The organism is Vibrio sp. E14, from assembly GCF_020515785.1.
Taxonomy (GTDB): domain Bacteria; phylum Pseudomonadota; class Gammaproteobacteria; order Enterobacterales; family Vibrionaceae; genus Vibrio; species Vibrio diabolicus.
This window is the reverse complement of the sequence record NZ_JAHPJI010000003.1, coordinates 370,246-390,588: the sequence shown is the minus strand read 5'-3', so window position 1 is coordinate 390,588 and position 20,343 is coordinate 370,246. Positions and strand designations below refer to the sequence as shown.

General features: G+C 45.9%; 23 protein-coding genes. 6 read left to right on the top strand and 17 right to left on the bottom strand.

Features of this window, described 5'->3' with window-relative positions; all coding sequences use genetic code 11:
- Window positions 1-306 precede the first annotated feature (306 nt).
- The gene (locus tag LIX84_RS11250; protein WP_114322786.1) at window positions 307-822 is read left to right on the top strand and encodes a superoxide dismutase family protein; all 516 of its coding nucleotides are present in this window, start codon (window positions 307-309) and stop codon (window positions 820-822) included.
- Window positions 823-852: 30 nt separating this feature from the next.
- On the opposite strand, the gene LIX84_RS11245 is transcribed toward LIX84_RS11250, so the two are convergent.
- The 4 genes from LIX84_RS11245 to LIX84_RS11230 form a co-directional block, all read right to left on the bottom strand.
- Window positions 853-2,226 (bottom strand): sensor histidine kinase, encoded by a 1,374-nt coding sequence (locus tag LIX84_RS11245; protein WP_182035997.1) that lies wholly within the window; start codon window positions 2,224-2,226, stop codon window positions 853-855.
- A 116-nt stretch (window positions 2,227-2,342) separates the two neighbouring features.
- Complete coding sequence (locus tag LIX84_RS11240) at window positions 2,343-3,074, bottom strand: response regulator transcription factor (RefSeq protein WP_226421320.1); 732 nt, start codon at window positions 3,072-3,074, stop codon at window positions 2,343-2,345.
- Between the two features lie 146 nt (window positions 3,075-3,220).
- Window positions 3,221-3,916: a spondin domain-containing protein gene (locus LIX84_RS11235; RefSeq protein WP_104972911.1), complete on the bottom strand. Its 696-nt coding sequence runs from the start codon at window positions 3,914-3,916 to the stop codon at window positions 3,221-3,223.
- 9 nt (window positions 3,917-3,925) lie between these two features.
- On the bottom strand, window positions 3,926-4,609 hold the full coding sequence (locus tag LIX84_RS11230) for a spondin domain-containing protein (protein ID WP_054866843.1): 684 nt from the start codon (window positions 4,607-4,609) through the stop codon (window positions 3,926-3,928).
- 288 nt (window positions 4,610-4,897) lie between these two features.
- On the opposite strand from LIX84_RS11230, the gene LIX84_RS11225 reads away from it, so the two are divergent.
- The 3 genes from LIX84_RS11225 to gloA2 all read left to right on the top strand — a co-directional run bounded on the left by LIX84_RS11225 (window position 4,898) and on the right by gloA2 (window position 6,754).
- Window positions 4,898-5,371 (top strand): hypothetical protein, encoded by a 474-nt coding sequence (locus tag LIX84_RS11225; protein ID WP_053808288.1) that lies wholly within the window; start codon window positions 4,898-4,900, stop codon window positions 5,369-5,371.
- A 77-nt stretch (window positions 5,372-5,448) separates the two neighbouring features.
- On the top strand, window positions 5,449-6,378 hold the full coding sequence (locus LIX84_RS11220; RefSeq protein WP_226421319.1) for a LysR family transcriptional regulator: 930 nt from the start codon (window positions 5,449-5,451) through the stop codon (window positions 6,376-6,378).
- Window positions 6,371-6,754: an SMU1112c/YaeR family gloxylase I-like metalloprotein gene (gene gloA2 / locus LIX84_RS11215; RefSeq protein WP_074190384.1), complete on the top strand. Its 384-nt coding sequence runs from the start codon at window positions 6,371-6,373 to the stop codon at window positions 6,752-6,754. The genes LIX84_RS11220 and gloA2 overlap by 8 nt, the downstream gene beginning before the upstream one ends.
- On the opposite strand, the gene LIX84_RS11210 is transcribed toward gloA2, so the two are convergent.
- The 5 genes from LIX84_RS11210 to LIX84_RS11190 all read right to left on the bottom strand — a co-directional run bounded on the left by LIX84_RS11210 (window position 6,734) and on the right by LIX84_RS11190 (window position 10,126).
- A complete protein-coding gene (locus LIX84_RS11210; RefSeq protein ID WP_080619260.1) occupies window positions 6,734-7,099 on the bottom strand; it encodes a hypothetical protein in 366 nt (121 codons plus the stop codon). The genes gloA2 and LIX84_RS11210 overlap by 21 nt on opposite strands.
- A gap of 176 nt (window positions 7,100-7,275) precedes the next feature.
- The gene (locus tag LIX84_RS11205; protein ID WP_005394852.1) at window positions 7,276-7,665 is read right to left on the bottom strand and encodes a cytochrome b562; all 390 of its coding nucleotides are present in this window, start codon (window positions 7,663-7,665) and stop codon (window positions 7,276-7,278) included.
- Between the two features lie 155 nt (window positions 7,666-7,820).
- Window positions 7,821-8,573 (bottom strand): phosphatase, encoded by a 753-nt coding sequence (locus LIX84_RS11200; RefSeq protein WP_046876136.1) that lies wholly within the window; start codon window positions 8,571-8,573, stop codon window positions 7,821-7,823.
- Between the two features lie 83 nt (window positions 8,574-8,656).
- On the bottom strand, window positions 8,657-9,103 hold the full coding sequence (locus LIX84_RS11195; RefSeq protein WP_226421318.1) for an SRPBCC family protein: 447 nt from the start codon (window positions 9,101-9,103) through the stop codon (window positions 8,657-8,659).
- 99 nt (window positions 9,104-9,202) lie between these two features.
- Window positions 9,203-10,126: a DMT family transporter gene (locus LIX84_RS11190; protein ID WP_005394849.1), complete on the bottom strand. Its 924-nt coding sequence runs from the start codon at window positions 10,124-10,126 to the stop codon at window positions 9,203-9,205.
- A 129-nt stretch (window positions 10,127-10,255) separates the two neighbouring features.
- Here LIX84_RS11190 and LIX84_RS11185 point away from each other — a divergent pair, with 129 nt between their 5' ends.
- Together LIX84_RS11185 and LIX84_RS11180 are read left to right on the top strand one after the other, a co-directional pair.
- Window positions 10,256-11,146, top strand: a complete 891-nt coding sequence (locus LIX84_RS11185) for a LysR substrate-binding domain-containing protein (RefSeq protein ID WP_182035993.1) — start codon at window positions 10,256-10,258, stop codon at window positions 11,144-11,146.
- Between the two features lie 125 nt (window positions 11,147-11,271).
- Window positions 11,272-12,273, top strand: a complete 1,002-nt coding sequence (locus LIX84_RS11180) for a S1 family peptidase (protein ID WP_443083701.1) — start codon at window positions 11,272-11,274, stop codon at window positions 12,271-12,273.
- 16 nt (window positions 12,274-12,289) lie between these two features.
- Here LIX84_RS11180 and fliJ read toward each other — a convergent pair whose 3' ends face one another.
- The 8 genes from fliJ to LIX84_RS11140 are packed head-to-tail and all read right to left on the bottom strand — an operon-like array spanning window position 12,290 to window position 20,309.
- A complete protein-coding gene (fliJ, locus tag LIX84_RS11175) occupies window positions 12,290-12,730 on the bottom strand; it encodes a flagellar export protein FliJ (RefSeq protein WP_005394844.1) in 441 nt (146 codons plus the stop codon).
- A 24-nt stretch (window positions 12,731-12,754) separates the two neighbouring features.
- The gene (gene fliI, locus LIX84_RS11170) at window positions 12,755-14,101 is read right to left on the bottom strand and encodes a flagellar protein export ATPase FliI (RefSeq protein ID WP_005394843.1); all 1,347 of its coding nucleotides are present in this window, start codon (window positions 14,099-14,101) and stop codon (window positions 12,755-12,757) included.
- On the bottom strand, window positions 14,094-14,849 hold the full coding sequence (gene fliH, locus LIX84_RS11165) for a flagellar assembly protein FliH (protein ID WP_226421316.1): 756 nt from the start codon (window positions 14,847-14,849) through the stop codon (window positions 14,094-14,096). Before fliH ends, fliI begins: the two co-directional genes overlap by 8 nt.
- A 4-nt stretch (window positions 14,850-14,853) precedes the next feature.
- Window positions 14,854-15,867 carry a flagellar motor switch protein FliG gene (locus tag LIX84_RS11160; protein WP_005394839.1) on the bottom strand — a complete coding sequence of 338 codons (1,014 nt, stop codon included), beginning with the start codon at window positions 15,865-15,867 and terminating at the stop codon, window positions 14,854-14,856.
- On the bottom strand, window positions 15,836-17,584 hold the full coding sequence (fliF, locus tag LIX84_RS11155) for a flagellar basal-body MS-ring/collar protein FliF (RefSeq protein ID WP_031780427.1): 1,749 nt from the start codon (window positions 17,582-17,584) through the stop codon (window positions 15,836-15,838). The genes LIX84_RS11160 and fliF overlap by 32 nt, the downstream gene beginning before the upstream one ends.
- Window positions 17,585-17,587: 3 nt before the next feature.
- Window positions 17,588-17,944: a flagellar hook-basal body complex protein FliE gene (gene fliE / locus LIX84_RS11150; RefSeq protein WP_005375045.1), complete on the bottom strand. Its 357-nt coding sequence runs from the start codon at window positions 17,942-17,944 to the stop codon at window positions 17,588-17,590.
- 14 nt (window positions 17,945-17,958) lie between these two features.
- Window positions 17,959-19,290: a sigma-54 interaction domain-containing protein gene (locus tag LIX84_RS11145; protein ID WP_006741978.1), complete on the bottom strand. Its 1,332-nt coding sequence runs from the start codon at window positions 19,288-19,290 to the stop codon at window positions 17,959-17,961.
- Window positions 19,290-20,309 carry a MotY family protein gene (locus LIX84_RS11140; RefSeq protein ID WP_226421315.1) on the bottom strand — a complete coding sequence of 340 codons (1,020 nt, stop codon included), beginning with the start codon at window positions 20,307-20,309 and terminating at the stop codon, window positions 19,290-19,292. The genes LIX84_RS11145 and LIX84_RS11140 overlap by 1 nt, the downstream gene beginning before the upstream one ends.
- Window positions 20,310-20,343 lie beyond the last annotated feature (34 nt).

The window sequence follows — 20,343 nt, the reverse complement described above, 5'->3', positions numbered from 1 at the left end:
ACAATTCCGACAACTTCTTTATAAAACAATTATGAGCTTTGTTATAAAGTCATTAAAAATTTAACTTTGCGTTAATTTAAATATATTCAGGCTATTTTTTGATTGACGTCTATTCTTTTTATATCTGAACAATCTCAATATGTTAAGTCGTAATAATGGAGAGCTGGTTTCGCAGATAGATACCAGTTTAAGACCATAGAGTGAGACACATCACTCTCTGACATAAACCCACCGCTCAACAGACATAAGGAAGAGAAGTTTTCACTAATATGTGCTTGAGCGTACAACCAAAAAGAAGGAAGTCCCATGTTAAAAGGATTGCTATGCATTTCAGTTGCTGCCACTCTCGTAGCCGCTCCTAACGTACTTGCGCAGACTGTCGCGATGACCGATCTCAACAGCAAGAAGAGCGCTGGCACCATTGAGATTTCACAAAGTGACTATGGCGTGGTATTTATGCCTCAGTTATCAGGTTTGTCATCAGGGGTGCACGGTTTCCATGTTCACACCAATCCATCGTGCGATAGCGCGGAGAAGAATGGCAAAACCGTCCTTGGCGGTGCAGCAGGTGGTCACTATGACCCCAGCAACACAGGGAAACATGGCTACCCTTGGACCGATGACAATCATTTAGGCGACCTGCCTCCACTCTACGTGGACATGCATGGCAATGCTAATCAGCCCGTTGTCGCGCCTCGCCTAAAATTATCAGATTTAAAAGGCCGAGCATTAATGATTCATGCTGGTGGTGACAATCATTCCGACCATCCTGCTAAATTAGGCGGCGGCGGTGCGCGCGTTGTATGTGGCGTTATTAAGTAGTCATTCGATAAGCCAAATTCGCGCTTCTCCTCAAGTAGCGAGAAGTGCGAATTTTTGTTGATACTCAGTGTCCGTCTCGCACGTCTCTAAGTAGCTGTGGTGCAACATTAAAATTGACTGCACTATCTTTGTACCAATTCCTAATGCGCCCCCGACGGCATCTTTATCAATTCGATTGACAAAAGTGAACAGGATTCGCGACTTATCCTCACTCAAATGCGCTTGGCAATGCACTTCCGAACCGAGTGGGCTGTGGCGCAACGCATTTTCAAGCAGGTTCAATACCAACCGCTCTAAGAGTCCTTTGTCACCCACAGTTTGGATCTCGCTATCCATATCCACTTTCAACACCACTTCTTTACGAGAAAGCTGGCTCTGCATCATCTCGGCACATTCTGCCATCAATGCGCCAAGATCTATGGGGCGGTACTCGTAGTTTGGCATTGGTTCCTCTTTACGCGCGGCGTCTAATAAAGAATGCAATTGAGTTGAGAGCTTCTCACAATTTCGGAACGCGACATCAATCAGCGGATCGGATCCCGGATGCTGCAAACGCCACGTTTCCAGATAGCCAAGCACGCTCGATAACGGCGTTTTTAAGTCATGACTGAGCTGCAATAAGCTTTGACGGCGATGAGAAGACTGATACTCCAACTGTAAAAACTGCTGCTGAATGTGCTTCGCCATCATCTGATAAGAGTGCGCAATCGGCACGAGCTCCGGCACTTGGTAAGTAAAGTCAGGTTGCAGGTGAAAATCATGTTCGGCTTGCTGTTGAAGTTGCTTGGTCACACGCTCAATCGGGTTCAATAGGCTACGTTTGACCAGCACATAAGCCCCGAGAGCAAAGCCTAAAATGGACACTAAGACCAATCCTGCCAGCGCGATGTAAGGGGTATCGACTTGCGCATTGGCAATGGCGTCATGTCGGGTACTGCCAATCACCACATAAAGATAACCGACCGTAGAGCCTAGTTCCTCTATCGCCGCAACAGAAAACACTTTGTGTTCACCGCGATTACGAGGATCTTCGCCTAATATGGGAAGCGGTTCGTTGTTTAAGAATTGCTGAATGGGGTTCAGATCCACCGAGTCCATAAGCTTTGCCCCATCTGGCGCAGCATGGGTGGTGATATTGCCTTGGCTATCGAGGAAGTAGATTTCAAAATCAGGGCCAATCAGCATGAGCGTGTGAAAGATCGACTTTAGCGCTTTAGGGTTGTAATCCGTCCCGATCATCAGCGGATTATCATCACGCATGTGGCTGGCTAGCTCTTTGTGCAAACTTTGCTTAGTGCGTAACTCGATGGTTTCTTTTTGCCAATTGTAAGTCAGTGCAATCACCACCGCCGCGAGGCAGAACCACAAGCTAGTAAATACTACCAAGCGAGATTTGAAGCTCATCTTATCGCCTCCTTAAACAGCGATGTTTTTGAAACACCCGTGATGATTAAAAAATGACGGTGAAAACAACTGCCAACCTACTGTCTTGGCTTGATGTTTTGACTTACTTTCTTGCATTAGTGCCTTGGTTGAAACTTATACCCTACACCCCACACGGTTTGGATGAAGTGATGATCAGAATCAGACAAAGACAACTTGCTGCGTAAACGGTTTATGGTGCTACACACCGTGTGGTGATAACCAGAATGACTGGTGTTCCAAACGTGATCGAGCAATTCATCTTTACTGTAGACTCTGCCCGGACGAGTCGCGAGAAACTGCAGCAAAGTAAACTCTGTCGCGGTAAGAGTGACATCTTTGTCATTGAGGGATACTTGATGCAACTCCGGAATGATTCTCAGCGGGCCAAAATCCATCGCATCGTCGAGGACCTCATTTGCGACCTTTGCTTCTGCGGTTTGGCTGACTCTGCGTAACACGTTTCTCACTCGTGCTTGGAATTCTAATACGCTAAATGGCTTAGTGATGTAGTCATCAACGCCCGCTTCTAAACCGTCAACCTTGTCCATTTCACCGTCTCTGGCTGTCAGCATGAGCACTGGGCTCCAATCTTGTTGCTGACGCAAATAATGGCAGATGTCTAGACCATCACAATCTGGTAAACCTCGGTCAAGGATCAATAAATCAAAGGGTTGTTGCTGATATTGCGCTTTAGCATCGGCGACATTTGTTGCTCGCGACACTTGGTGTCCTTGAAACTTAAGATGCATCTGAACCAGTTCTGCCAAATCATCGTCATCTTCCACCAACAAGATGTTAGCGACTAAATTGATTGCCTGTTGTTCCATGGTCCTTTCCTTGCCTTCGAGTATCCTCACTTTGCACATGACCGGAACAAATTAGAAATTCTTTCAAAAAAGGTTCCGATGACGCCATGAGGGATAAAGCGCTCGGCTACAAGCGCTTTGGAAAGGAGAAGTCATCGGAGCCTGTGTTACTCGACTCGAGTGATGGTGACTTTCGCACCTGGGTTCAAGAAACGATGGTTCGCAGAGAGTGCTGAGTTTGCTAATCCATCACCTTGGCTAACTACCCCCGCATGGAAGGCAACGACATCATTGCTGTCATTACGCGCGGCATTGAAGCCCTCACCGCCACCTGCTGGGCCTGGAATGGTTGCGGCAAGCTCATCGTTCAGTTCTGTGCCAGAATCCCAAACGTTCATGCTCATTTCATAGCTTTCACCCACTGCGAGCGATTTGAGCGATAGCCCCGTTTCGCCAACAAAGGCATCATTGGTATTCACGAACATAGACGCCACAGACAAGTAACCGTAACGACTAGGGTCAACCGTGATGGTGACTTCGTCCGATTCCCCCGGCAACACCAATCCATTACCCGAAATACCTTGGTAAACACTGTCATTACTGTTCATCAACTCAATCAGCTCTGCGTTACTACCGCCTTCGGCAAGATGCTCAAGTTCAACAGATGCGGCTTGTCCAATTTCAAACAATTGGTAGTCACCATTGTGAGTGAGTACCGCAAGCGGAGACATTGGTTGATTCGCAGTCAAGTTCGCCACGTTGACGGTGTAGCGGTACGATTTCACTATGTCGTTATCATCATCGCTTGGACAACCGGCGAGCAAACCGACTGAAGCTGCTACTAGTAAGATTCTGACTTTCATACATCCCCCTTACTTCACAACGATTGTGATGGTTGCAACTGGGTTTAACCAACGATGGCTGCTGCTATCTAGGTCACTGATGCCGCCGGTTGGATCGCTATCACCAAGGTTACCCGGATGCACGTGAACTTTGTCGTTAGTTACTGTTGCTTCAACGCCTGTGCCGCCAGTACCAAAGGTAATGAAAGGTGGGTTTGGCATGCTAGACGCAAGTTCATCGTTCGCTTCTGTACCGGCATCGTAACTTCTTAGCGTTGCTCGGTATGTACCCGCTTCCGTTGGAATCTTCCAGCTATCCAGACCGACGAAGCCATCATTGGTTGGCAGCAACATAGCGCTCAGAGAAAGATAACCGTGGTCACCACTGTCCAAAGTGAAGGTGGTTGCAACACCCGGATTCAAAATACCACCAGCAGGATTCTCAACCACCACACCACCAGCGTTACCAATCACACTAGCAAGACCAGAGATATCACCGCCTTCTGCCATTGCTTCTAGTTCTGGCGTTGCTGCTTGACCCGTTCTGAACATTTGAAGGTCGGAGCCATGTGCAGCAACAATAAGTGGCGTAAAGTAGATGCCTTTGGTTGCGTTTGTCACGGTGATTTCCAATTCCGCCGCATTCACTGATGCAGAGCCTAGTGCCATAGCGACTGAAGTCATGACGAGTCCGAGTTGGGTACGTTTTTTCATTGTGATTCCATCCTTTAATGAGGGTTGAACTACCCAAGCCCATCTGTACGGCTTTACTTCTTTGTTCGTGACTTGAGTAGGTTAAGCATTGCGTTTCGAACGTTTTGCGTTCTTGCCTCTAAGAATGACGAGCAAATCTATCAGCAACTTCATCGAATTCTCATAAAATTCTCACAAGTTCTGTTCGAATTCTGTCAGCAGCACTTTTTTACTCTTAATCAGCTATTTACACGTCGCGCTTTCCCCTCCTACAATGCGATATTCCCTGTTTAAATCACGATTCTCACCATGATTCATAACGTTCTGTCTGCCTACTATGGCGAAATCTACGGCATCGCTTTTTTCAACCACTACTTGAGCCATTACGCCCAAAGTGAACAACAAACACTGTGGCAAACCTTGATTGAAGTGGAAGAACTCACCGCAGAAAAGCTCAAACCTGTACTGCTGACAAATGGCATGGATATCGAAAGTCGACACCAAGAGATGCTGGATAAAGGCTTGGCAGATGCAACCAAGTGGATTGGTTTACCATGGCAAGAGTTGGTGGCGACTCTTCTGAAATGGGTGGAGCCTTATGAGGTCAAATATCGAGAGTGGCATGAAGAAGTGAAAGCTTCAAAACAGTATTCAATCGCTGAGCGAGAAGCTATCGAATTGATTGCAGACCACGAAACGGCCATTTATCACTGTTGGCAGCAATACCATACTGGTGAATCTGGCTTGCCTGCACTCAATGCATTTTTGGCAAAATATCGTTAAAGCGAGACGGTGACACTTGAACCTCGTGAAACCGTACCAGACAATATCGTTATTCCGCAGCGCAGAACTGAACAATTATGGTTAATCCAAAACTCATTGCCCTACTTCCTGATCTTGCGTCGTTTATCTTGGTGGTAAACGAAGGCAGTTTTACCGCTGCAGCCAAACAACTCGGCGTGACGCCATCGGCTTTAAGTAAGTTGATCACACGGTTGGAACAAGCCCTCTCAGTGAAACTGTTTGAGCGCACAACTCGTAAGTTGCTCATCACTCAAGCAGGGCAAAAGGTTTACGACCAAAGCATCGCAATGGTGAATGCCGCGCAGCAAGCCGTTGAATTATCGGCGGAAGATCATGCCGAGCCAACAGGCGCACTCACAGTAGCAGCCCCTGAAGCATTTCTTAATTCGGTGCTTCAACCGTTTGTGTTGCCATTCCTAGAACGTTATCCAAATATACAGCTTAAGCTGCGTGCAGCAGATGGTGAGATCGATCTGTTCCGCCAAGGTATTGATGTCGCGTTTAAGCTCACCGACAAACCCGATGAGAATTTGGTACTCAAAGAGATCAGCAAGACCAATCTTGTCTTATGTGCCTCTCCAGATTACCTCACCAAACACGGTATGCCTGAGCATCCGACTGAGCTTGAGCAGCACGATTGTATTTACCTTGCCGAAAACGACAAAGACAACATCTGGTCGTTCTTTAAAGAGGAAGCATTCCACTCCATTGCAGTGAGCGGGCGTTACGCCGTCAACCATTCTCAAATGCGCTTGAACGGGGTTAAGTCTGGCTTGGGAATTGGGATCTTCCATGACTTCGTGATCAAAGACGCGTTAGAGCAAGGAGAAGTGGTAGAGGTGCTACCGGACTGGATGATCAAGAGTAACTACCACGGTGCTATCGCGATGCAGTATGCGCAAACCAAATACATGCCTGCTCGTCTGCGCGTGTTTATCGACTTCGTTAAGGAGCATTTAGTCTCCGAGGACACTAACCATGTTTAATGCCATTCATCACGTCGCGATCATTTGCAGTGATTATCCAAGGTCAAAACGCTTTTACACCGAATTGTTAGGGCTAAAAGTCATTGCTGAAAATTATCGTGAAGCCAGAGACTCCTACAAGCTTGACCTCGCTTTACCTGACGGTAGCCAAGTTGAACTATTTAGCTTTCCGGACGCACCAGAGAGACCGAGCTTTCCTGAAGCTCAGGGGTTACGCCACCTTGCTTTTCAAGTGGATGATGTCGAGCATGTTAAAGAATATTTAGAGGCGAGAGAAATTGAGGTAGAGCCCATTCGCATCGATGAATTTACAGGCAAAGCGTTTACCTTTTTCAAAGATCCAGATGGCTTGCCGCTAGAAGTTTATCAACGCTAACTTTGGTGGGGCACGAGGAACTGGCGTTTCAAATCGTACACTTAGAGCCAAAAAAGTGTAGCTTTCAGAAATGACCAAGCTCAGTTGTGGAAGTATTGGTGTAGTTGGAAGTGAATCATGATGAAAGGTCGAGAAGTGGCTAAAAGGACACGGTTTGCCTTTATGGCTGACGGCATTGTCACTTTCTTCGATTTGAACCAATTCAAAACCGTTAAGCGTACATAGCGTCGCCCACACCCCCATGCTGTTACCATGAGCATTGATAACAGGCATCAGCGTCACTAGCACCCAACTTAGAGCACTAGCAAATAGCATGGAGCGATAAAAAGGAATTAATCTACGCATAACGGTGACTTAACAAATTTAATTCAGCGTAACTAATTCTGAGTGCTAGCTCAAAAACAGGATCAATAAGTGGTTGCCACCTCACAGCTTTTCTTCAATACCGCAATTGACAGACACAAAAAAGCCCACCAAAACGGCAGGCTATTTTCATATTCTATTGTCAGCTTTTATCGCGATTAGCCGAACAGCTTACTCCAAATACTTGGGTTACGCTTGTCGTGGTATTCTTCACGTAGGCTATCAATTTCACGTAATTGCGCTTTCGCGTCTTGCAGGTTACCAGCGTCTAAGTCTGCTTCAATCTTGTCTAACGTTACCGTTAGTTTATTAAAGCCTTCTAAGTAGGTATCGAATTTCTCTGGTGGATAGTTACCGCGCTTAGATTGCTCGACGATTGCTTGCAAGCTATCAATTGCAGACTTCATGGTTTCAACATCCGACGCTTCTGCCGCCTGTTTGAATTCCATCTTCATCTGCTTCATGTTTTGTTTTAAATCAACCGCTTCCGCCATTGCGTATGTTGAGCCAAACGCAATCGCACACCCTAGGACTAAAGGACGTAACATTTTCACTTCTCCATTTATAGTGCCGAATTCTGTGTCGGCTTTATTTACCCAAATAACCCACGCCATAAAAGGCGACAAACTAGCTTAGTTGAGTATTTCCGGGTCGCAGTGTAAAGCAATCTTACGCCAGGTGCATACCTAAAATGTAATCAAGTTTATGCGTTGCGAATGTCGTCATACTCTGGAATTGGCTTACGGCCTCTCAGAGCTAAGAAAGACAAAAACTGCTGAGCGGTGTGAGTAATCACTTTTTTGCTATCGATACCCACTTTATCCATTAGCTCTCCAACCAAATCCAGATTACCAACATCATGGCAGAAATGTGCATCACTTCCTGTTGTGAAGAAGACACCGAGATCTTTACCGATTTGTGCAATCTCGTGGCAACGGTCTACGCTACCCACTCGGCTATTCCCTTTTAGCGTGGTGTTATTGATTTCAATCGCAACATTATGCTCTTTCGCGCACGTTAAAACGGCCTGAAAATCAAAGTCGAAATTTGGATTCCCAAGATGGCCAAGCGCATCAATACGACCGTTTTGAATCACATTAATGAGCGCTTCCGTATGAGTTTCTTTGTTTGCAGGACGAAAAACAGGTTCATGGAAACTTGCAATAACCCAATCTAGGTTACGATCGACACTCAGCGGAATATCGATGTCGCCTTCGGTATTAAGAATGTTGGATTCCACACCCCGAATGATCGCGATACCGTCCAAAAATCGAGGCAGGATTTTTTGGTTGGAGAAAAACCAGTAATGCGGCGCGCCCGGCATTGATTCTGCGTGATCGGTAGTACAGAACATATCCAAGCCGTTCTCTTTCGCCAATTTTGCATTTTCAATCAAGGTGCTGTACGCATGACCACTGGCGTACGTATGTGTATGGGTATCAACTTTAAATTCCATCATCCACTCTCTTAGGTGCGCTATCTTGCGTGCTATTGTATACCTACACGTGACGTACCGTCAGCCCAAGATGAGTATCAGACTTAAGCTTGCTCCTCACTGATGGCTTTTATTAGGGGCAACGCTTTTTCCCATCCGTGATTAAACATAGAAACAAAGTCGCTGTGCGTATGAATGGTGACATTGAGTAACAAACGATCACTATTGGTGTCGATCTGATAGATCTCTCGTGATCCAATCCACTTAGATGCTAAATCCCCATCCAATTGCTGCCTATTATCCAGATTAAAAATAGCAATGTGATGAAATTCAAGACGCTGTTGCGGTTGCACGATATCGATAGTCGCTCGCGTTCCGCCCATATCGGGATCAAAAAAAGTGATGTCTTGCCCTTCTTCCCATATCCCATCAAATTGAGACTGGGGTGAGAAAGCCTGTGCCCAGCGTTTGTATAACTCAGCATCGGTTAGCACTTCCCACACCCGTTGCGGTGTAGCTGAAATCTCAACGTAATAATTTAGCGTAAGCATTATTTCTCTCCCTGAACCTTTCTTGACGCTAGTTCATTGTCAGAAAAAATCAAACCTCACCTCTGATTTGCCTTACTTAATCCTCTATTTTCCGACAGGCTAAGAAGTTCTCGCTTGTAACCTACCACCACGATGCGCCGTAAAGCGAACCCAACATGTGTTCAGTATGGTTGCGAGCACGATTAAACTCATCCCGATAATTTGGCTTTGACTCATTCGGTCATCGAAAAACGCACTCTGCCAAACCGCGGTGAACAGTAGGTTAGTAAAAATAAGTGGTGCAAGTTGAGAGCCGCTGCTTGCCAGTTGATACGCTTTGGAGCGGAAAACTTGGGTGTTAATGATCATCAGGGACATTACACCGAGCCACAGCATATTAGAAGAAACAGTAGATTCCATCACATTGGCTTTGAGGAAAACATCGATGTCGTTAAACAACGTTAGCGGTAACAGAAATACGGCAGCAAACCCAAACGCCCAAAAGTTGATTTCTAATGGCGACATATCAGTTTTACTCACTTTATATAGCGTAAGCTGAGAGCCGGAATTGAAGAGTCCACCAGCTAGACCGAGTAATAAATCCGAGCGCCAAGTAAACTCCCCACCAACTCCCGCCAACATAACCACTCCAGTAAACGCCATTGCTAAAGCCGCCAATGTTGAAACGCGAATGTGGCCTCCCATAAACAGCTTTTCAACCAAAGGAATAAATAATGGGCCAGTGGCAAACAATACCACCCCTTCTACCAGCGTTAACGTTTGTAATGACGCGATGAAACACAACTGTGATAAGCCGATACAAAAGGCGCGAAGCAAAATCGGTTTTAACGTCCCAGCTTTAGGAAAGGTAAGATTTTTGAAACGAAGTAAGACAAGCAAAATAAGTGCAGGAGCCAAAAAGCGTAAGAAACTAAACAGTGTGACGGAAAGTTCACCTGTCAACTGCTTTGCTAACAACCCAGTAACAGATAAGCTTAACGTAGACATCAGCATGAAAAGGATAGATTTATTTACTGCATTCATTCGATACTCCTTAATATGTGGAGTATTTTATGAGATATCACTTATTGTAAATAGCGAGTAATATTAACCATTAATGTAAGAAAAACTTACAGGTTAACTTATCTCTCATCATGTTATGGTTTCTAAAATATGCGTAAATTAGTCCCTCTAAAATCCATCTATGCATTTGTCGCCGTGGCGGAATCTGGCAGCATGACAGAAGCAGCGCAGATATTAAGTGTGAGTCATTCGGCGGTGAGTCAGGCGATAAAATCACTGGAGACTCAGGTCAACAAACCTCTGTTTGATCGCGTAGGCAGACAAGTTCAACTTAATGCTGACGGTAAAAAATATTATCGAAAGGTTGCGCCAGCTTTAGAACAAATTGTCGATGCCACAGAAGCGCTAATCCAAGACCAAAACTTGCAACGTATTACGCTGAATATGGTGAATTCGTTGGCGCTGCATTGGTGGATTCCGCGGATGTCGAGTTTGCAGGACTTTGCTCCACAATTAGACGTTCGTTTATCCAACCTGTCTGGCAGGTTTAATCTAGAGCAAGAAGGTATCGACGCAGCCCTCGTGCATGGAAACACCGATGAATGGCAAGATTATTACTGTGAAAAGCTTAGTGAAGATGAACTGGTTTTGGTGTGTAGCCCTGAATTGATAGCTAAGACGAAAGACTCAAATATCGCTCAACTGTTAAAGCAGTATCCCATCATTGAAGTCACTAACGAACGAAGAAAAAATGACTGGAACGTGTGGCAGAATGCGACTGGCATCCTGCGACCTAAAAGCAAAAAACCAATCACTTTTAATATGTCGATACAAGCCGTCCAGGCCACAACTCGTCGTTTGGGGTTATTGGTCACTCATCGCTTGTTTGTGAAAGATGACATCAAATATGGCCAGTTAATCGAGCTGGGCGAACCCGTAATTAATCCTCATCAACAGCTTTACTTTGTATGCCCGCCACACAAGCTAAAGCTGGAATCGTTTCACCTTCTGCGCTCGTGGTTGCAACAATCATTCAATTAAAGAAACCTTTTGTTAAGCACATTCATTGAAAAATTAGTATAAAGTTAGAAAGAGCACTTTTCATCCAAGGATGGTTTATGAAGCGGTATCAAATATGGTTAAGCGTACTCTGCCTCACAGTACCCATGAGTGCAGTCGCTGAAAGTGAAGACGCTCATTCAGAGCAAGGTATCTCAACGGCAATCATAGGCGGCCAGCAAGCCACTCAAAATCAATTGCCCTTTTTCGCACGACTCATTCTACACAAAACTGGCGCTAATCAATTTGCCAACATCTGTGGCGGCACGATTGTTAATGACCGCTTCATTTTAACCGCCGCTCATTGTGTAGAGCCGAGTGTTTTTTCTGATGGATGGACAATCAATGATCTGCGAGTCTTAGTAAAAAACCCGACAATGAACGATGTGTTTGTTGAGGAATTCAAAGATGTTCGCTCTATCACTATTCATCCAAATTACGAGCCTAGTGATTTATGGATTAATGATATCGCCGTACTTGAACTTACCCACCCGATCACCGACAACGTTCAATCCATTACGTTGCCGCAAGATTTTGGTGATTACAGCAGCCAATCGGTTTATCAGATATTCGGTTTAGGGCAAACCTCGACCAACGATGAAAGTGGACCAAATTATTTGCGATGGGCGGAAGTAAAACCACTCACTGATGCGCAATGTGCTTCTTTAGTGACGGGGTTTAATGTTCAAGAAAGCTTATGTGCCAATGGGTTTCCTGAGCGCAGTTATACCGGTATTTGCAGCGGTGACTCTGGTGGCCCTCTCACCTATCAAGACAATAACGGAATGTATCAACAAATCGGTATTGTGAGCTATGGTTCTTCTGTTTGTGAATCCGCTGCGATTCCGAGTGTGTTTACTGAGGTTCTAAATTACACAACATGGATTGAAGCCCAAACCAGCTCGGGAGTGAAGACTCGTTACAATGCCCTCTTAGCAAGCACAGAAGATTATCATAGTGAAGGTGATTCCGGCTTTGAACCAGAAGATACCAACACATCTGGCTTTGAGGATAATGGCAGTAGTGGTGGCGCACTTGGCGCAGGGATGATCATGCTTGGAGGCTGGTTTGGTTGGCTAAGACGCCGCGGAACTTATTCGCGCTCCTAATAGCTTCGATAAGACATCATAATATCTTGCGCTTAACACGAGAGTTGATGATGTCTTCTATTATTTTTTGCTCTTTTTTCGCTTTTTCATAATTTTGCTTAGTACGCCATCGTTCGAGCACTTTTTCTAACCCTTGAACACGAGCATGTTTGTGCTCCAGCGTTTTTTGTACAGACGCGCATTCCGCTTGCATGACGGCTTGTTCATGCTCATGGTGGCGAAGCATTTTTTGCAGCATTTGATCGACACGATTAAAGTTCATCAGTGCTGCGCTTGTCAGTGTTGGAACAGTTCTGGTTGATTGTCCCGCATGGCCTTTCAATGCTGACAATTGTTCCAACTGCATTGAAAGATGGGAGTGACGTTGACGCATGGCATCAAGTTGTTGACCCACACGATCACGTTGCTTTTCTTCCATTTGTTGCAGCTTACCCACTGCTTTTAACTTGGATTTCATCTCAACGATACCACTCCCATTTGGTTAAGCACTTTGAAAAAGCTGCGCAAGCTCGGTCAAACTGGTTGGGTAATCCACTGACTCATTGGCGGCTTGTTGTAAATACGCACGTAAGTTTGGATACATAGCAACAGATTGATCTAATTCAGGATCTTGCCCCGGTTGATAGCCTCCTAACGGCAACAGTTCTTTCACCTGAAGATAGTTGGAGTACATCTGGCGGAAATTATTCGCGATCGTGCTATGCGCCTCCTGTGTACAGGTACTCATACAACGGCTGATAGACGCATTAATATCAATGGCAGGATAGTGCCCTTGCTCGGCAAGTTGACGCGATAATACAACATGCCCATCTAAGATAGCACGCGCAGAATCCACGACAGGATCTTGCTGGTCGTCCCCTTCCGCCAACACGGTATAAATTGCGGTTAGGCTACCGTGCTGATTTTCACTGTTGCCCGCACGCTCAAGGAGTTGCGGTAACACGCTGAAGACAGAGGGCGGATAACCGCGAGATGCCGGAGGCTCGCCAAGCGAAAGAGCGATTTCACGCTGTGCCATGGCGTATCGAGTGAGAGAGTCCATCAACAACAGAACATCTTTGCCTTGGTCTCGAAAATACTCGGAAACGCGATGACAAAGCAGTGTCGCTCTTAACCTCATCAGCGGGGATTCATCAGCAGGAGCTGCGATGATAATCGCCTTCTTGCGCGCCTCTGGGGTTAAGTTTCGTTCGATGAACTCGCGTACCTCTCGGCCTCGCTCACCAATAAGACCGACCACAATCACATCGGCTTCGGTGTTTTTGGTGATCATCCCCATTAAAACACTTTTACCGACACCACTGCCCGCCATTAAACCAATGCGTTGACCTTTTCCGACGGTCAAGAGTCCATTGATTGCGCGCACCCCAACGTTGAGTGGGGTATCAACAGGACGTCGCTTCAAAGGGTTAATCGGTTTTGGTTCAAGTGAAACACGATCTCCCCCTTTTAGCGGTGCCCCGTCGTCCAACGGCTCACCTAAACCATTCAGCACTCGCCCTAACCACTGAGCACTTAACTGCACGGTACTGTCACCGTCCAGAGGAATGACTTTCGCACCAGCAAATAAGCCACCTAAGCGCCGAATAGGCATTAGGTAAGCAATAGTGTGCTCAAAGCCCACCACTTGCGCTTCGATCATGTCGCCTTCTGCGGTTTCTACGAGACAGCGCTGCTCCAGTTTAAACCGGCACCCAACGGCTTGTAACATTAAGCCGTTTACTTTAATCAAGCGCCCTGTCACGCGAGCAACAGGGATTGAATCGAGCGAAGCCAATGCTTCGCTCAAACGCTCACTCAATAGCTCATGGCTTAAGGTATTACTCATGCTCTGATTCTACCTGCGGAATACTAACTTCATCCAAAAGGTGTTGTTTTACATTGTCCATACAGGCTTCTAAACGAGAGTCGCAACTTGCATCCGCCTCTGCATCATCGGTCATTAGTTGGCAGCCACCAATCGGAAGTTCCGTATTAGCCACCAGTTTCCAAGATTGTGGCAGATCAGCATTAATGTGAGTAATTCGTTCTAAATCCTGCGGATTTAAATGCACGGTTACGGTTTCCGCTTTGCCAGGCATGGCAGACAGTGTCTCATCCACCAAGGCAAGGATCTGTTGAGGCATTAAAGTGAGCTCAGCACGAATCACTTGCTGAGCCACTTTTTGTACCAGCTCACAAATCATATGGCGTTGCTGTTGCTCTTTTTCGTCTTGCCAGCGAGACAGCGCATGAAAGAGCTCGTTCACGGGTTTCGCCGCCTCTAGAAAACTCTGTTTTCCTGACTGCTCACCAGACACAAAGCCTTTTTGGAAGCCTTCTTTTTGCCCATCTAGTAGACCTTGTTGCTTACCCTGCTCGATACCTTGACGTAAGCCTTCCTCATGCCCTTGTTGTAAACCTTGTTGAAAACCGGCTTCAAGCTGCTGTTGAATATCAACTTGCGGCTCTTGCCAACCTTGGTTATCTAGCCCGAATTCGTCTTCTATAGCCTTAGGCTGCGCCAAAGGCGGAAAACGGTGCAAACGGTATCCACTCGGCGGCAGTCGCATCGTACTTGATTTTGTCTCTACCATGACGTTACTCCACCGTTGGCTCTTCATAAAGAAGCAACTGAACTTCACCAGATTCATCCAATTCACGCACCATTTGCATGATATCTTGACGCGCTTTTTGAACACGACTTAGCGCAACAGCCCCGCGCGCTTCCATATCGTCTTCCAGTGCTTTCACCATACGCTGAGGCATAGAACGTTTAATGGCTTGCTGTAACGTAATTTCTGAACCTTTAAGTGCAACTGCCCACAATTCTAGTGGGATCTGCTGCACCAGCATGTCCATGGTTTCTTCACGCTGACGACCAAGAACCATAAAGTCGAACATATTCTCTTCAATGGCATTAACGACATCTTCATCATGCAACTTCAGCATTTCCATCAACGACCCGCGATCACCTTCAAAGCGGTTAATGATGTCAGCAGCTTGCTTGACACCAGATAGCGGTGTGCTTTGGCTTGCAGATACTTTTTCAATGCAGCGCTCAACGAGCTCATGCAAATCAATAGCAACTTGATGATCGATGTCTTGCAGCTGAGCAATTCGGAACAAGATTTCGTCATGGTAATCTTGTGGCAGGTGCTTCAACACCGCTGAAGAGCTATCGGCTGGCAAATAGGCAAGAAAAATCGCTTGCATTTGCGGGTGCTCATTCACAATGAAACGAGCAAGCGTTTCTGCTTCTACCCACTGTAAGCGCTGCATATTGTTGCGAATTTCATCACCATACAGCGTATTCAGCAGCCCTTTTGCCAAATCATTACCCAATGCTTTACGTAGCGTATTAGACAAATATTCTTTAGAAGCTCCACGAATGCCACTGTGCTCACGAAAGTCTTCAAAGAAAGTTTGAATAACGCCGCGAGCGGAATCGCTCTTAATGCCATTCAACTTCGCCATTGCACGAGTCACCCGCTGGGTTTCATCACGGCTAAAGTGCTGTAAAACCTTCGCAGCGGCATCCTCGCCCATGCCTAATAGCACGAGCGCGGTTTGTTCTACATAACTAAGCGTCTGCTTTGATGGAACTGTGTTCATTGATGTTTACCCATTGTTTCAGTATTTCGGCTACGCGCTCTGGCTCTTCATTGGCAATAAGCTGTAGGTGTTTCAATTGAATCTCTAGTGGCGAACCGGCTGGAGGCAGCATGTCGCTGTTTACATCTAAACCGGAAGAGGCTGAGATCCCTTTTTCTGATAGACGGCGATCAAGCACTTCTTCATGCTCACGCTCTTCACGCGTTTGCAGGTTGTCGTAATCAGGCTCTTCTTGCGGCTCTGCAAAGTCTAACTCTGGTACTGGCTTATCAACGCCAGTGAGGTGCATGATCAATGGGCGTAGTACGAAGAAGATCATCGCCAAGCCTAACAAACCACCGATAACGTAACGTATTGGCTGCTGTACTGTAGGGTCTTGCCACCACGGCAGCGCAGGAGGCGCATCAATTTCAATTGGAGTGAAGTTGAAACTCATCAAGCTTAAGCTGTCACCTCGTGCCGCAGAAATACCGACGGCATCCATGATCATATTTGAAATCTGCTCTTTATCTGCTTCACTCCAAGCAACACCATCCGGAGAGGCTTTCGAGTTCAGCAGTACCGACACGCTCATTTTCTCAATTTGACCTTGTTGGTATTGAGTACGACGAACACTACTCCCCACTGCATACTGACGGTTTACTTCAGAGCGTGCGTTGGTGTTTTGGCTATCGTTCGTTTCTACTTCTTCACCAGTTACCGGCGGTTGGTTGCTTAGAGAACCTGGTACGCCTAGCGCAATTTGGTCAACTGAGTTGTTGTGAATGGTGTGCTCGTTACGTACGACAGGTGCGTTATCCAAAATCTCTTGCGTTTCTTCAACTTGGCTAAAGTCCATATCGGCAGCAACTTGCACACGGAAGTTACTCGGACCCACAATTGGCGTAAGCATGTCTGCTGCGCGTTGAATGATCTGCTTCTCAACGTTCTTTTGATATTCAAGGTATTTTGCATTGACTTTACCTGCTTCCGCCGAAGCAACATCTGCACTGAGTAAACGGCCATATTGGTCGATAACAGATACAAATTCAGGCTTCATCGCCGTCACGCTACCAACCACTAGGTTGATGATTGCTTCAACTTGCTCAGACTTGAGGTCTTCGCCAGGTTTCAGCTCAAGCATCACTGACGCTGAAGGGTTCTCGCTGTTTTGACGAACAAATAAGGTTTGACGAGGAATAGCTAAGTGAACACGCGCATTCGCCACTGAATTCAGAGACATGATAGTGCGTACTAACTCACCTTCTAAACCATGACGGTAACGCGCCGTTTCCATAAATTGGCTTGTACCGAGAGAGCTGTCTTCTTTAAGCGAATCCAAACCTGTCGGCAGTTTGGCTTTAACACCTTTTGACGCAAGCAACATGCGAACTTTCGCAACTTCGCCTTCTGGCACAAGAACTTGGCCATTTTGCTCTTGCATACGGTAGCTCACACCTTCACTTTCTAATACCGAGACAATCTCTCCGATATCAAAACGTTCTTGTTGGCTATACAGTGGACGGAAGCTTTGTGAGGAACTCCAAAGAGCGACCACAATGATTGCCGCAACAATCGCAGCGAGTACGGCAGATAACACTAGGTTTCTCTGGCTACTCGACCAGATTTGCTTCAGCTTCGTTGTTACATCGTCCATGCTATTCGCAGTAGAAAATGTCTGTGCTGAGCCGGAGGTCATGGCTGTATTTCCGGCGACTTGGGGGGTTAGTTCTGACATGAATTACACCGGCATCTTCATAATATCTTCAAATGAGGTCACGACTTTGTTGCGCACTTGCATCAAAGCATTAAATGATAAGCTGGCTTTTTGGCTAGCGACCATCGCACCAACTAGGTCATCACTTTTTCCTGTTTCTACGGCCGTCATTTTTTGACTAGCCACTGATTGATGTTGATTCACTGTATCCAACACATTTGTCATCGCTTGTGAGAACGATAATGGTGCGTTTAGTGATTGTTGATCTAAAGGATTTGCACTCACGATAAACTCTGGCGGCTGCACTTGTGCCTGCATCGCCTGCATTTTTGACAACATAAGTTGCTCTGCCGAGACCGCATGAGTAGGTTGACTTGCCATCTATTTTTCTCCTATTAGGCAGCCGAGCCTAGTGCCGACTGTAAATCAATACCATGTTCTCGCATGGCTGCGAGTTTGTAGCGTAGCGCTCGAGTTGATACTCCAAGCGCGTTTGCGGTTTTCGTTCGGTTTCCACCAAACTGACGTAATTTTTCTAAAATAAATTGATATTCGGCCTGCTTCTTCGCTTCTACATGACCAAAGCTTGAAGCTGGCTCAGCGGATGGAACTGGCGCAACAAGTTCAATAGGCAGCATCAGATCATGGGCAGTAATGTAGTCACCATGACGCATGACCAATGCACGCTGAATGACATTTTCCAACTCGCGAATATTGCCTGGCCAGTGATACTGACTCAGCGCACTGATCGCATCTTGGGATAGATGACAGCGACTGCTATCTTGATACTTTTCAATAAAGAATTGGCTGATCGGTAAAATGTCTTCTTTTCTTTCACGCAAAGGCGGCCAGTGCAGAGGCAAAACATCCAATCGGTAATAAAGGTCTTCACGGAATGTGCCTTTTTGAACTTCTTCACGTAAGTCTTTATTGGTTGCCGCAATAACACGAATATCAAGCTTCACCGCCTTGTGGCTACCTACACGCTCCACTTCACGCTCTTGAAGAACGCGTAATAACTTGGCTTGAACTGCAGGGGACATTTCACCGATTTCATCTAGCAAAATCGTCCCGCCATTCGCTTCTTCAAACTTACCGCTTTGAGAGTTAGTCGCTCCTGTGAAGGCACCTTTTACATGACCAAATAGAACCGCTTCTAGCATCGACTCTGGAATGGCGGCGCAGTTAACCGCCACAAATGGACCATCAATACGTGGAGAGTGCTCATGCACATATCGAGCCAGCACTTCTTTACCCGTTCCCGATTCGCCTGTAATTAACACACTGGCGCTGGTGCAAGCGGCACGATGCGCCAATTGCAGTACCTGCTTGCTTCGCCAAGATTCCGCAACAATGTTGGCCATTGGCTTACCTAACGCTTCAACGCGCTTCAGTAAATTGAGCAGCTGATTCGCTTCAAATGGGCGTAATAGATAATCGGTTGCTCCCGATTTCATCGTCTCAGCCGCCAAGATTCCCTGCTCTTGATCGACAATAGCGATAACAACACCAGAGTTACGTTGCTTTTGGTGGCAAGCAACAAACTCGCGGACACACATATCCGGTAAAGTAGAGCTCACAAGAGTGATTTCTGCTCGCTCTTCAAGTAATGCGCCTCGGCCAGTACGGGTGTGTTTTGCGGTGTAACCTGCATTTTGCAACACATCCAATACTGGTTGAGCAAGAGCTTCATTCGGCTCAACCAACAAAATTTTCGTTTTCGTCATCATTGAACCTTAACTTTCGTTTGTTGATTTTGTTGTTGTACATCAGGGTGGTGTTTCACTGCCGTTCGCTCGTTATCTCTAACTAGGCGCAACGTTACACGTCGATTTTTCGCTTGGCCCTTCGTCGAATTATTGCTGGCAATTGGGTAACGAGAACCATGCGCTCTTGTTTCGATCATCGATTTATCAATACCAAGTTCAACTAAGGCCTCGGAAACTTGCTCTGCTCTAGTACGTGATACTGAAAGGTTCGCCAAACTAGAACCAACGTTATCCGTGTGGCCGTCAATTAAAATCTTGGTCACACGATCATCAACAGATACATAGCTATTTAACGCTGCGAGCGTTTCTTGCTGCTTACGACTTAGCGCCTTCTGACCAAAGTCAAAAGACAGAACAAGATTTCGTGCCTCTGAAAACGAAAGCTTAGGCAAACGCGCTCGACAGGCATTAAATGACTTGAGCGCGTTTTGAATTTGAATAGTCGGAATCACAATCTCTGACAAAGAGGAAGCATTACTTCCCTTTAGTGACAACGTCACCCAATTACCAGTAGCAATTAAATCCATGAGTTCATCAGCACCTTTGCTGAAGACAAATCGTTGGGATGGCTTAGTAAAATCAAGGGTGGCAAACTCTTTTCTATAAAGCTCACTAGACCAAGGGGCACTTTGACTTATTAGAGCAATCGTTTTCCATTTATTATTTTCATAATGTATATCGGAAATAAAATAAGTTTTATTGTTAGGTTCCGAACGGAAATAAAACTTCCCATACGGCGTGCTTGAGTGCAATAAGTTGCATTCAAAGTTGTTTCCTTTATATGTCCACTTTGAAAGGTCCATGGGGATGGTCACAACCTCACCTGAATATGTCACCTTAGACACTAGCAAACTGACAAAAATAAATATTTTACAATTTATTAAACCGTTAGGGTTCATGTATATCTTACAATTCCATGACCTTATCAATTTAATTAAATATGCCACTAAGCCGTGATAACTGGCATAGCTAATCATGTTAATTACCTATTCTGAATATTGAAACTGGTTA